Consider the following 12,683-nt stretch of genomic DNA (forward strand, 5'->3'; position numbering starts at 1 on the left):
AGTCACAGTGTCCGGCGAACAGATGTTCACTTTATTCCCGCGTCCGCTTGCCGCCCTTGTCGTAGATCATTCCGGCTCCCCTCGTCCGGTTTCGTTCGATGTCACGGGGAGTTCCGGCTGCGAGCCGATCCAGCGTTGCAGTATGCGTTGCAATTCCGCCCGTTTGAATGGCTTGGCCAGGTAATCGTTCATTCCCGCCTGCAGGCAGTTCTCCCGATCGCCCTGCAGGGCGTTGGCGGTCAGGGCGATGATCGGTACCTGCCGGCCGTTCTCCTGGGCCCTGATTTCCCGTGTCGCCGAGTAGCCGTCGAGCACCGGCAGGCGGCAGTCCATCAGGATCGCGTCGTAGCGCTGGCGCTCGGCGCTGCGTACCGCCTGGATACCGTCGGCGACCAGGGTGACGCGATAGCCGAGGCTGCGCAACATGGCTTCTATGACTGTCTGGTTCACCGGATTGTCCTCGACCAGGAGGATTTCCTGACCGGCGGCGACCGGGGCGGCGTCGCCGGCGGCCTGCTGCCGGTGCGCCGGCGACTGCTGGAAGGGCAGCGGAATCTCCAGGGTGAAGGTCGATCCCGAGCCTTCCTTGCTCTCTGCCTGCAGGGTGCCGCCCATCCGTTCCGCCAGGGTCCTGGCGATCGCCAGGCCGAGCCCGGTGCCGCCGTAGCGTCGGGAAATCGACGAATCCGCCTGCTGGAAGGCGTCGAACATATGTTCCAGGCGTTCCGGCGAGATGCCGATGCCGCTGTCGTGCACCGCGCAGGTCAGCCACAGTACGTCGTGATCGAGAGCCTGCCACTCCAGGCTGAGATGGATGGCGCCTTCCTCGGTGAACTTCAGCGCATTACCCAGCAGATTCACCAGGATCTGTCGGATCCGCGTCGGATCGCCGCAGACCTCGATATTCTCCAGGCCGGCCTGGATCTGCAATTCCAGCGCCAGTCCGCGTTGCTGGGCGCTGTGCTGGAACACCAGGGCGGAGCCTTGCACCAGTTCCAGCAGGTTGAAGGGGATGCACTCCAGTTCCAGCGCGCCGCGTTCGATCCTTGAGAAATCGAGAATGTCGTTGATGACCTTCAGCAGGTGTTCGGTGGACTCGGTGGCCAGCGCCGTGTACTCGGCCTGTTCGCGGGTCTGCTCGGTGGTTTCCAGCAGTTGCAGCATGCCCAGCACGCCATTCATCGGGGTGCGAAGCTCGTGGCTCATCATCGCCAGGAAGTCGGACTTCGCCCGGTTCGCCTGCTCCGCTTCCTCGCGGGCGCTGATCAATTGGCTGATCGCCTGTTCCTGTTCCCGGCTCGCGCGGTCCAGCCCGCTGGCGAGATTGTTGATGTGACGGGCCAGGTCGCCGATCTCGCCGTCGTCGAGGATCGGCAGGCTGGTCTTGTAATCGCCGCTCTGGATCGCCTCGACCGCCTGGCCCATGGTGCTGATCGGCGCCGACAGGCGCTGCGCCAGGCGGCGCGCGACGAGGAAGGTGAGGATCAGGGCGAAGGCGGCCAGCAGGGCGGCCTTCAGGAGGATTTCCTGTTGCCGCTGGCTGAAGGCGTCGTTGGACATGCCGACCACCACCCGGCCGAGGTAGTCCTCGCCGGACTGGCCGTCGCCTTCGCTGGCGCCATCCAGCAGCGGGTCGCTGGCCAGGGCGATACGCTGGCGCTGGATGGTGGAGTGGAAGATGTCGATCGGCGCGGCGTTCTGCAACGCGCCGGGCAACTGTTCGACGTACACCAGGATATTGTCGTTGCGGTCGCGTACCTCGATGAAGCGCACATGCGGGGTGTCGAGGGTGGCCTGCAGCAGCTTCTGCAGCACGGGCGTGTTGCCGGCGATCACGCCGTATTCGGCGGCCGGCGCCAACTGGTCGGCGATCAACTGGCCGGTATGGGTCAGTTCCTGGCGCAGGTCCTGCAGGCGCGAGTAGGTGAAGTAGGCGGTGAGCAACAGGGTCAGCAGCAGCGCCGGGCCCAGGCTGATCGCCAGCATGCGGGTACGGATGTCCCAGCCGTGGCGCTGGCTCATGGTTCTTCTCCTTCGGCGAGGCGCCGGCCGAGGTCGGCGTCGCTGGCCAGGTCGATACCCAGGGAACGGGCTACCTGCCGATTGCCGAGCACCTTGAAATGCCCTGGATAGAGGCTGAGGGGCCAGTGCCTGGGCGCCTGGCCGAGCAATTCGTCGAGGGTGTCCAGCCAATCCTCCTGGTCGCTGTAGCTGCTCGCCAGGCTGCCGGCCTTGACGAAGGCTGCGGTGGGGCCGAGCAGCGCGCGGTTCTTGGCGTAGCTGCCGAGCAGCAGGCTCTTGATGCTCTGCGAGTTGTACAGCTGTTTGTCGTCGATGCCGAGCAGCAGGTCACTATTGCCGAGCAGGAACTGCAGCGGGCGCGGGTCGTCGTTGCCGCTGCTGCTGGCGACGAACAGCTGGAGCCCCTGGCTGCGGGCCTCGCGGCGAAGCTCGTCGAGGAGGAATTCGCTGTCCTTGCCGTAGAGCACGCCGATGCGCTGGATGCCCGGCAGGATCAGGCGCGCCAGGCGGAGCTGGCGGGACGCCGGCGGGTCGCTCCAGAGTACGCAGAGACCTCCGACGCCGTGTCCGCCATGTCCGTTGGCGCCTGGCAGCAGGCGCTGGCCATCGACCCGGTTGAGCAGCAGCGCCAGGGTCGGCGGCGCCCGGTGCTGGCGCAGGCGCCAGGCCAGGGCCTCGGGGCCGAGCAGGAGCAGGCGGGTGTCGTCGGCGAAGACCATCCCCTCCGCCAGGGCCGCGGGCGTGCGCAGTTCCACCTGGTCCTGCGGCCGTCGCTGCGCCAGGGCATCGCGAAAGGCGTTCACCGCGGCCCCCTGGTTGGCGCTGACCAGGACCAGTTGCGCGGCCTCGCCGACATGCGGGAGACAGCAGAAGACGAGCGCGAGCAGCGCCTGGAAAGCCCGGCGGGCGGGGCGCAAGCGACGCATCTAGAACGTCACCTCGGCGCTGAAGTAGAGCAGGTGGCGGCTGTCGTAGCGGTTGTCGGGAAACGTCAGCGGTTCGTCGTCGAGACGCTGCTGGAGCACGCCGGCCAGTTCCAGGGCGGCCTTGCCCAGGGGAATGCGCTTGGCCAGGCGCAGGTCGACGCGTTCGAAACGATGTCCATTGAGCGAGTCGTCGCCATAATAGAAGAGGGCGCTGGACCAGCCTTGGCCCCAGTCGTGCATCCAGCCGGCCGAGCCGCCGTGGCGGGCGGTCAGGCGCCGGTCGTAGCGACTGGTGGCGTCGTAGTCGAGATAGGCGTAGGTGGCGCGCAGGCGGTCGCGTAGGCCCAGGCGCCAGTCGAGCTGGCCTTCCGCGCCGGAGAAGCGGATGCGATCGCCGTTGTCGGGACTGAAGTCGACGACGCTGAGCGGATCGCTGATCAGTCCGGTGATTTCCTCGTGGAACAGGCGTACATCCACGGCCAGCCCGGTCTCGCGGAAAAAACCGTTGTAGCCGATCTCGCGCGAACGGGTGTGTTCCTTGCCCAGGTCGCCGGGGCCGTGGGCGCTGGCGAAGTAGTAGGCTTCGCTCTGCCCATAGGGCGCCGGTGTCAGGTGGCGGACCCGGTAGCGCCAGTCGACGTCGTTTTCGTACATGCCCGGTGACCGCACTGCCTCCGAATAGACCGCGCGCAGGCTGTGCTGGGGGTTGAACAGGTAGTTCACCGCCAGCCGCGGGCTGAACGAACTGCCGGAGCCCTCGACGTCTTCGAGCATCCCCCCGCCCTGCAGCAGCCAGTGTTCGCCGGCATGCCACTCCAATTGGCTGAACAGCCGCCAGATCTGGCTGCTGACCCTGCCGCCGTAGAAGGTCTCGGAGTTTGCCTGGTCGTAGCGGTAGCTCAGGCCGTTCAGCAGGCGCAGGTTGTCGCCCAGGCTGAGGGTGTCCTGCATCTCCAGGTCGTAGCGGCTTTCCCGGATGTTGCGGTCGACCCGTCCGCAGACCGGACGCAGTCCGCCATTGCGTAGCTGGTCGAGGACCTGGGTCGCCAGTTGCAACTCCTGGGCGCTGCCGGGCGGCAGCCGGGTCGGATCGTCGGCGAACCTGCGCAGGTAGTCCGGGTTCAGTTCCCAGAGCTGCGCCAGTTGCGGGCTGAAGGCAATGGCCGCCTCGCAGGCGTTCCATTCCTGCCGGCGCTCCCAGTGCTGTGCGTAGCCTTGTATATAGAAGCTGTGGCGCGGGTCGAGGTCGACATTCCAGCGCAGCGAACCGGCATAGTCGTGGGCGAGCGTATCGGAGTTGTCGATGTCGTCGGGAACCTGGGGAAACGGCGAGCGATAGGCGTAGGGGTGCTGGTTCGAGCCTTCCTTGGCCGCCAGTTGCCACTCCAGGCTCTGGTTCGGCGCCAGGCTGTGGCTGGCGTTGAGGTTGAAGCGGCTGAGCCGGCGGCCGTCGCGCAGGGCGTGACCGTCGTGGTCGCGGTCGAAGCCGTCGTCTTCCTGGCCGGACAGCGACAGGCGGAAGTCGCTGTCTTCCAGGGCGATGCTCTGGCTGGCGTACCAGTCGCGGATGCCGCGCTGGCCCGCCGTGTACTTCAGGCGCGTGCCGGGCGACTCGCCGGGGGCGCGGGTGATGATGTTGATCACCCCCATCAATGCGTTGGCGCCGTAGCTGACGGTATTCGGCCCACGGAACACTTCGATCCGCTCGACATCCTCGAGGGCCAGCGGCAGGTCGCTCCAGTCGACGCTGGCAAGGCCCGGGCGGTACACCGAGCGGCCGTCGATCAGCACCTGCAGGCGCCGCGCCCCCGACATGCTGGTGCCGTGGTAGTTGACCGTGGGCTGGTTGCCGGACAGGTAGCCGACCATCATGCCCGGGACCAGGCGCATCAGTTCGGGAATGTCGCGGGCGCCGCTGGCGACGATCAGCTCGCGGTCGAGCACGCTGATGCTGCCGGGAACTTCCGCCGGGGATTGTTTCAGGCGTGTCGCGGTCAATACTTCGGGAACGCCGCTGGGATCGTTGAACAGGTCGGCGGCCGCGAGCTTGCCGCCGAACAGCAGGGCCAGCAGGGTCAGGGAGGCGGGAGCACGTGAAGCGATGGGCACGGAACGACCTTGTTCTCGATAGGTATTGTCTGGCCCGGGCATGGTAAACGAGGCGCGGGCTTTTGCCAGCGCCGGCGTCAAGACTGGTCGGCCGGCTGGCCGACCGTATAATGGCGTGATTGCCGCGTGGCGGCCAGAAATGGATGAATCATGACAGAGCAGCAACCGATTGCCGTGCTCGGCGGCGGCAGTTTCGGCACCGCCATCGCCAACCTGCTGGCCGAGAACGGCCAGGCGGTCCGCCAGTGGATGCGCGACCCGGAGCAGGCCGAGGCGATCCGCAGCCGACGCGAGAACCCGCGCTACCTGAAAGGGGTCAAGGTGCATCCCGGGGTCGAGCCGGTCACCGACCTGGAGCGCACCCTGGCCGATTGCCAACTGATCTTCGTCGCCTTGCCCTCCAGCGCCCTGCGCAAGGTGCTGCAACCACACCAGGCGGCATTGACGGACAAGCTGCTGGTGAGCCTGACCAAGGGCATCGAGGCGCACACCTTCAAGCTGATGAGTGAGATCCTCGAGGAAATCGCCCCGCAAGCCCGCATCGGGGTGATTTCCGGCCCGAACCTGGCGCGCGAGATCGCAGAGCACGAGCTGACCGCCACGGTGGTCGCCAGCGAGGACGACGAGCTGTGCGCCCGCGTCCAGGCGGCCCTGCACGGCCGCACCTTCCGCGTCTACGCCAGCCGCGACCGCTTCGGAGTGGAACTCGGCGGTGCGCTGAAGAACGTCTACGCGATCATGGCCGGCCTGGCCGCGGCGATGGATATGGGCGAGAACACCCGCAGCATGCTGATTACCCGCGCGCTGGCGGAAATGACCCGGTTCGCCGTCAAGCTCGGTGCCAACCCGATGACCTTTCTCGGCCTCGCCGGCGTCGGCGACCTGATCGTCACCTGTTCCTCGCCGAAGAGCCGCAACTACCAGGTCGGCCACGCCCTCGGCGAGGGACTCAGCCTGGAGGAGGCGGTATCGCGCATGGGCGAGACCGCGGAGGGTGTGAACACTCTCAAGGTACTCAAGGAAAAGTCCGACGAGATGCAGGTGTACATGCCGCTGGTCGCCGGTCTCCATGCCATCCTCTTCGAAGGCCGCACCCTGGCACAGGTCATCCAGCTGCTGATGCGCGGCGAGCCGAAGACCGACGTCGATTTCATTCCCACCACCGGCTTCTGACGAGGAGACCGCCATGTCCGCAGACCCGCAAGCACGCGAATCGATCGCCATCCGCATCCTCTGGATGCTGCTGTTCGTCCTGGTCTGGCAGGTCGCCGAACTGCTCCTCGGGGCGGTGGTGGTGATCCAACTGGTCTACCGACTGATCTACGGCGCGCCGAACGGCAGCCTGATGGCTTTCGGCGACAGCCTCAGCCAGTACCTGGCGCAGATCGGCCGTTTCGGTACCTTCCACAGCGACGAGAAACCCTGGCCGTTCGCCGACTGGCCGAGCGCCCGCGCCGCCGAGGGCGAGGCCGCCCACAGCGTGCCGCCCGCCGCGCACCCGGCGCGCGACGAAGAGCCGAAGTTGTGAAACTCTGGCTGTTGCGCCACGGCGAGGCCGAACCGCACGCCAGCCGGGATTCCGAGCGGCGCCTGACCGCCCATGGCCGCAAGGAGGTGCTGCAGAGCGCCGCGCGGCTGGCCGGGTTGCCGCTGGACGGGATTCTCGCCAGCCCCTACGTGCGCGCCCAGCAGACCGCCGAGCTGGTGCGCGAGGCACTGGGCCTGGTCGAGCCGGTCGGCACCGCGCCCTGGTTGACCCCCGACGACGATCCGCGCGAGGTGCTCGGTTTCCTCGACGAGCGCAGCGAGCGCAATCTCCTGCTGGTCAGCCACCAGCCCCTGGTCGGGGCGCTGGGCGGTCTGCTGGTGCATGGCAACCGGCGCGATCCGTTGCCGATGAGCACTGCCTCGCTGGCCGAGCTGGAAGGCGACTTCGCCGCCGCCGGGCTGATGACCCTGGTCTCGCTGCATCACCCGCGGCACGGCTAGGAAGCGCCTGGCACAACGACTACAAACCGAAACATTTCCCGGCTTGCCTGCGGTTGGCTGTGATGGAATATTCGACCAAGCAAGTGCTTGGTCGATCTCCCAGAACAACAACAACGGAGGCGGTACGTGGTCACTGCAAATCGTCTGCCGCTCGAAGTCTTCTTCGAGCGCGAAAAGCGTCATCCGCAACGGCGTTACCTGGTGCAGCCCATCGGTGGCGGCCGGGTCGAGGAGCTGAGCTGGGGCGAGGTGGGCGACCAGGCGCGGCGTGCAGCCGCCTGGTTGCGCAGCCTGGATCTCCCCGCCGGCAGCCGTATCGCGATCATCTCGAAGAACTGTGCGCACTGGATCGTCACTGACCTGGCGATCTGGATGGCCGGGCACGTTTCCGTCCCCCTCTATCCCAATCTCACCGCCGAGTCGGCGCGCCAGGTGCTGGAGCATTCCGAGTCGGCGGTGGTCTTCGTCGGCAAGCTCGACGATTGGCCGGCGATGGCGCCCGGAGTCCCCGAGGGCATACCGACCGTGGCCATGCCGTTGCACCCGGAAGGGCGTTTCGACCGCCAGTGGAGCGACCTACAGGCCTGCGCGCCGCTCGAAGGCGACACGCCGACCGCTGCCGAGCAACTCGCCACCCTGATCTACACCTCCGGAACCACCGGCGTGCCCAAGGGGGTGATGCACAACTTCAGCAGTTTCGCCTTCGCCGCCAGCCGCGGCGTGGAACTGTTCGGCACCCGCGAAGACGACCGGATGCTCTCCTACCTGCCGCTGTGCCACGTGGCGGAGCGGATGTTCGTCGAGATGGGGTCGCTCTACGGGGGAACCACGGTGTTCTTCGCCGAAAGCCTGGACACCTTCGTCGAGGACATGAAGCGTGCGCGGCCGACCCTGCTGTTCGGCGTGCCGCGCATCTGGACCAAGTTCCAGATGGGGGTGTATTCGAAGATGCCGGCGCAGAAGCTCGACCGCCTGCTGAAGCTGCCGATCCTCGGCCGCATCGTCGGTCGCAAGGTGCTCGCCGGGCTAGGCCTGGACGCGGTGCGCTACGCGCTCTGCGGCGCGGCGCCGGTACCCGAGGCGCTGCTGCTCTGGTATCGCCGCCTGGGCCTGGATGTGCTCGAGGTCTACGGGATGACCGAGAACAGCGGTTACTCCCATGTCTGCCGGCCCGGCAGGCAGAAGACCGGCTGGATCGGCCAGAACAGCCCCGGCGTCGAGGTACGCATCAGCGACGAGGGCGAGGTGCAGGTGCGTAGCGGCGCGACCATGGTCGGCTACTACAAGGAGCCGGAGAAGACCGCAGAGGTGCTCACCGCCGATGGTTTCCTGCGCACCGGCGACAAGGGCGAGCAGGACGCCGAAGGCAACCTGCGCCTGACCGGGCGGATGAAGGAAATCTTCAAGACCAGCAAGGGCAAGTACGTGGCGCCGGCGCCGATCGAGAACCGCCTGGCGGTACACGATCGCATCGAGCAGGTCTGCGTGGTCGGCGAGGGCCTCAGCGCGCCGCTGGGGCTCTGCGTGCTCTCCGAGGTCGGTCGCCGGGAGGCCCTCAACGGTACCCGCGGGGCGCTGGAAAGCAGCCTGCGGGCGCACCTGGAACAGGTCAACGGTGCGCTCGACAAGCACGAGCGCCTGGTCGGCCTGGTCCTGGTGCAGGAAACCTGGGCGGTGGACAACGGTTTCCTCACACCGACCTTGAAGATCAAGCGCAATATGGTGGAAGGTGCCTATGGCTCGCGCTTCCACGAATGGGTGGAACGCCGCGAGGCCGTGCTCTGGCACGAATGACTCCCACCGACGGGAAGCCCTTGGCTTCCCCCTTGCGCAAGGAATTCCCATGAGCCTCTGGCGACAAACGCCCGACCTGGAGCAACTGAACGCCTCGCAGAAGAACAGCATCGGCGACCTGCTTGGCATCCGCTTCGAAGCCTTCGACGACGAGTCGCTGACCGCCAGCATGCCGGTCGACTCGCGTACCCACCAGCCGTTCGGCCTGCTGCATGGCGGCGCCTCGGTGGTCCTCGCGGAAAGCCTGGGCTCGATGGCCAGCTACCTGTGCGTCGATACCAGCCAGTACTACTGCGTCGGCCTGGAAGTGAACGCCAACCACCTGCGCGGCCTGCGCAGCGGCCGGGTCACTGCGGTGGCTAGGGCGATCCACCTGGGGCGTACCACCCATGTCTGGGACATCCGCCTCAGTGGCGACGACGGCAAGCCGAGCTGCATCGCCCGCCTGACCATGGCGGTGGTGCCGCTGGCGGGCAGGGCGGGCTGAGCGCGGTCCGCAATTTTGTCCAAGATCGTTCCGTCCCGCTGGCGGTAGAGTAGCGGGATGGAGCAGATCACCCATCTCAGCAGCGGGATTCCCGGCGTACGCCTGATCGACGCCGAGCACAACCGCTTTTCCTTTCCCCGGCACTTCCACCTGGAGTACCACATCGGCTTGCTGCTGCAGGGCCGGCATCGCTATGCCGCCGGCGGCGAACGGCGCCTGGCCGGGGCCGGCGACGCGTTGCTGATGGCGCCGGAAAGCATCCACGACGGCAGCAGCGCCGGCGAGGAGGGCTACCGTATCCGCGTCCTGGCGCTCGATGCCGACTGGCTGGAGCGCGCCAGCCGCGACTTCAGCGACGGCCGCCGGGGGGCGCCGCGCCTGACCAGCAGCCTGGTCCGCGACGAGCGTCTGCAGCAGCGCCTGCGTCAGTTGCACCTGGGCATGCTCGGCGGAGCGGCGGCGCTGGAGAACCGTCTGGCCCTGGAAGAGCACCTCTGGCAGGCGCTGGCCTGCCTGCTCAGCCTGGGCAGCAGCCTGCGCCTGGAGGAGGGCGACCGGGAAGGCTTCGGCCAGCGCGACTGGACGCGGCTGCGCGACTGGCTGGAGTCGCGCCTGGAGTACCCGCCGAACCTGGAGGAACTGGCCGCCTTCTGCGGCCTGAGCCCCTGGCAGGTGCTGCGGCGCTTCCGCCGTCACTGCGGCCTGCCGCCCCACCAGTGGCTGACCCAACTGCGCCTGGAGCGCGCCTTGCCGCTGGTACTGCGCGGCGAGCAGCCGTTGAGCCAGGTGGCCCAGCAGTTCGGTTTCTACGACCAGGCGCACTTCAGCCGTCTGTTCCGTCGCACCTACGGGTTACCGCCGGCGCGCCTGCGCCAGCGCTGAATCGCGTTTTCCTTTCCGATCCCTTTTTCGTGGAGTAGCCATGCAGGAATTGTCTGTCTTGCTGACCCTGGCGGCGGTGTTCGCCGTCGCCCTGGTCAGCCCCGGTCCCGATGTCGCCCTGGTGGTGCGCACGTCCCTGCACCAGGGGCGGCGGGCCGGCCTGGCCAGCGCGCTGGGGCTGGCCTGCGGGATTCTCCTGCATACCACCCTGGTGCTGACCGGCGTGTCGCTGCTGCTCAGCCGTACGCCTGTGCTGTTCGCCATCCTGCAGGCGCTCGGCGCGCTGTACCTGGCCTGGCTCGGCGTCGGCGCGCTGCGCGCCTGGCTGCGGCGCGGCGACGGCCAGCCGGGCCGGCTCGACGGGGCACTGCCGCCGTCGCCCCTGGGGCCCTGGCTGCGCGGAGTGGCGACCAATCTGTTCAATCCCAAGGCGCTGGTGTTCTTCATCGCCTTGCTCGGCAGCCTGATTCCCGCGCAGATGTCGCTCGGCGGCAAACTGGCGGTGGCGGCGCTGCTGTTCGGCATGGGCGCCTGCTGGTTCGGCCTGCTCAGCCTGACCCTTACCCGCCCGGCCCTGCAGACCCGCCTGTTGCGCGCGGTGCCCTGGCTGGACGCGGCCTGCGGGGTGGTGTTCCTGCTGGTGGCGGCGGCGATCCTCGAGCATCTCGTCCGCTCTGCCTGAGGTTTTGGCCGCTTCGCCGTGCAAGGCAGCCGGCAAAGCCATTGCCGCCTCGGCGAGGCTGCCGGAGAATCCCTGGCATCAGCCCTGTCGAGACGTCGCGCATGTCGCAATCGGTTTTCTTCGCCCACGCCAACGGCTTCCCGTCGGCTACCTACGCCAAGCTGTTCGAGGCGTTGGCGCCGGAGTATCGGGTGGATCACCTGGAAATGCACGGGCACGACCCGCGTTTTCCGGTGAACGACAACTGGGACAACCTGGTGGACGAACTGCTGCACCACCTCGCCAGCCTGGAACAGCCGGTCTGGGGCGTCGGCCATTCCCTCGGCGGCGTGCTGCACTACCACGCGGCGCTGCGCCGGCCGGAACTCTACCGCGGCGTGGTGATGCTCGATTCGCCGGTGCTGACCCTCGCCGACCGCCTGGTGATCCGTGCCGCCAAGCGCTTCGGCTTCATCGACCGGATCACTCCGGCCGGGCGCACCCTGGGGCGTCGCGAGGCGTTCCCCGACCTGGAAGAGGCGCGGGCGTACTTCTCCGGCAAGGCGCTGTTCCGCCGCTTCGACCCCGATTGCCTGGAGGCCTACGTACGCCACGGGCTGGCCGACAGCGGCGGCGGTTCCGGCCTGCGCCTGCGCTTCGATCCGGCCACCGAGATCAGCATCTACCGTAGCGTGCCGCACAGCAGTCCGGGGCGTCCACGACAGTTGCAGGTGCCGCTGGCGATGGTGCGCGGGCGACACAGCAAGGTGGTGTTGCCGCACCACACCCGGCTGATCCGGGCGATGCCGCGCGGCGAGTTCATGTCGCTGCCCGGCGGCCACATGTTCCCGCTGGAGCGCCCGCGGGAAACCGCCGAACTGCTGAAAGGCGTGTTCGATCGCTGGTCGCGGGCGACCGAGGAGCGTTCGGCATGAGCCTGCAGGTCGAGGAAGTACGCATCAGCCTGCCGCACATCGAACTGGCCGCGCATCTGTTCGGTCCGCCGGACGGCAAGCCGGTGATCGCCCTGCATGGCTGGCTGGACAACGCCATGAGCTTCTCGCGCCTGGCGCCGAAGCTCGCCGGGCTGCGTATCGTCGCCCTCGACTTCGCCGGCCACGGGCATTCCGCGCATCGTGCCGAGGGCGCCAGCTACCTGCTCTGGGACTACGCGCTGGACGTGCTGATGGTGGCCGAGCAACTGGGCTGGGAGCGTTTTTCCCTGTTGGGGCACTCGATGGGCGCCATCGTCTCGGTGCTGCTCGCCGGGGCCTTGCCCGAGCGCATCGAGCGGCTGGCGTTGATCGATGGCCTGATTCCCTACACTGGCGAAGCCGACAAGGCGCCGCAGAAGCTCGGCGAAGCGCTGAAGGCGCAACTGGCGTTACGCCACAAGCGCAAGCCGGTCTATGCCGAGCTGGAAAAAGCCGTGGAAGCGCGGATGCGCGGGGTTGGCGAGATCTCCCGGGAGGCCGCCGAACTGCTCGCCCAGCGCGGCCTGGAACCGGTGCCCGGTGGCTATACCTGGCGCACCGACGCGCGCCTGACCCTACCGTCGCCGCTGCGCCTGACCCAGGCCCACGCGCTGAACTTCGTGCGCAGCGTGGAATGCCCGGTCAGCCTGGTGCTGGCCGAACAGGGCATGCTGGCGGTGGAGCCGCGCATGCGGGCGCTGCTGGAGACCCTGCCGTTCGAGCGGCACCACCTGCCGGGCGGGCATCACCTGCATCTGGACGATGAGGCCGGGGCGCAGGCGGTGGCCAGGGTCTTCGCGGCCTTCTTCGCGCGCTGAAACACCGGCTTGCCGTTGTTT

General features: G+C 67.8%; 12 protein-coding genes. 9 read left to right on the forward strand and 3 right to left on the reverse strand.

The window, feature by feature from the left end:
* Positions 1-66: 66 nt before the first annotated feature.
* The 3 genes from HMPREF1224_RS38765 to HMPREF1224_RS38775 all read right to left on the reverse strand — a co-directional run bounded on the left by HMPREF1224_RS38765 (position 67) and on the right by HMPREF1224_RS38775 (position 5,057).
* The gene (locus HMPREF1224_RS38765; RefSeq protein WP_003097889.1) at positions 67-2,022 is read right to left on the reverse strand and encodes an ATP-binding protein; all 1,956 of its coding nucleotides are present in this window, start codon (positions 2,020-2,022) and stop codon (positions 67-69) included.
* Entirely contained in the window at positions 2,019-2,777 is a 759-nt protein-coding gene (locus HMPREF1224_RS38770) for an ABC transporter substrate-binding protein (protein WP_003120435.1), read from the reverse strand. The genes HMPREF1224_RS38765 and HMPREF1224_RS38770 overlap by 4 nt, the downstream gene beginning before the upstream one ends.
* Positions 2,778-2,948: 171 nt before the next feature.
* Positions 2,949-5,057 carry a TonB-dependent receptor plug domain-containing protein gene (locus HMPREF1224_RS38775; protein WP_003097885.1) on the reverse strand — a complete coding sequence of 703 codons (2,109 nt, stop codon included), beginning with the start codon at positions 5,055-5,057 and terminating at the stop codon, positions 2,949-2,951.
* 150 nt (positions 5,058-5,207) lie between these two features.
* On the opposite strand from HMPREF1224_RS38775, the gene HMPREF1224_RS38780 reads away from it, so the two are divergent.
* The 9 genes from HMPREF1224_RS38780 (at position 5,208) to HMPREF1224_RS38820 (ending at position 12,662) form a co-directional block, all read left to right on the forward strand.
* Positions 5,208-6,230 carry an NAD(P)H-dependent glycerol-3-phosphate dehydrogenase gene (locus HMPREF1224_RS38780; RefSeq protein WP_003097883.1) on the forward strand — a complete coding sequence of 341 codons (1,023 nt, stop codon included), beginning with the start codon at positions 5,208-5,210 and terminating at the stop codon, positions 6,228-6,230.
* A gap of 13 nt (positions 6,231-6,243) precedes the next feature.
* Positions 6,244-6,585, forward strand: coding sequence for a DUF4389 domain-containing protein (locus HMPREF1224_RS38785; RefSeq protein ID WP_003097882.1), 342 nt, complete (start codon positions 6,244-6,246; stop codon positions 6,583-6,585).
* Complete coding sequence (sixA, locus tag HMPREF1224_RS38790) at positions 6,582-7,046, forward strand: phosphohistidine phosphatase SixA (protein ID WP_003117751.1); 465 nt, start codon at positions 6,582-6,584, stop codon at positions 7,044-7,046. The genes HMPREF1224_RS38785 and sixA overlap by 4 nt, the downstream gene beginning before the upstream one ends.
* Before the next feature lie 126 nt (positions 7,047-7,172).
* Positions 7,173-8,840 (forward strand): AMP-binding protein, encoded by a 1,668-nt coding sequence (locus HMPREF1224_RS38795; RefSeq protein WP_003097876.1) that lies wholly within the window; start codon positions 7,173-7,175, stop codon positions 8,838-8,840.
* Positions 8,841-8,889: 49 nt separating this feature from the next.
* Complete coding sequence (locus HMPREF1224_RS38800; protein WP_003087490.1) at positions 8,890-9,327, forward strand: hotdog fold thioesterase; 438 nt, start codon at positions 8,890-8,892, stop codon at positions 9,325-9,327.
* Between the two features lie 57 nt (positions 9,328-9,384).
* On the forward strand, positions 9,385-10,209 hold the full coding sequence (locus HMPREF1224_RS38805; protein WP_003097872.1) for an AraC family transcriptional regulator: 825 nt from the start codon (positions 9,385-9,387) through the stop codon (positions 10,207-10,209).
* Between the two features lie 40 nt (positions 10,210-10,249).
* Positions 10,250-10,891 (forward strand): LysE family translocator, encoded by a 642-nt coding sequence (locus HMPREF1224_RS38810; RefSeq protein WP_010794006.1) that lies wholly within the window; start codon positions 10,250-10,252, stop codon positions 10,889-10,891.
* Between the two features lie 101 nt (positions 10,892-10,992).
* Positions 10,993-11,805 (forward strand): alpha/beta fold hydrolase, encoded by an 813-nt coding sequence (locus HMPREF1224_RS38815; RefSeq protein ID WP_003097869.1) that lies wholly within the window; start codon positions 10,993-10,995, stop codon positions 11,803-11,805.
* Positions 11,802-12,662: an alpha/beta fold hydrolase gene (locus HMPREF1224_RS38820; protein ID WP_003097867.1), complete on the forward strand. Its 861-nt coding sequence runs from the start codon at positions 11,802-11,804 to the stop codon at positions 12,660-12,662. Before HMPREF1224_RS38815 ends, HMPREF1224_RS38820 begins: the two co-directional genes overlap by 4 nt.
* The last annotated feature ends 21 nt before the right edge of the window (positions 12,663-12,683 follow it).

It is taken from the genome of Pseudomonas sp. P179 (assembly GCF_000478485.2).
Classification (GTDB): Bacteria; Pseudomonadota; Gammaproteobacteria; order Pseudomonadales; family Pseudomonadaceae; genus Pseudomonas; species Pseudomonas aeruginosa.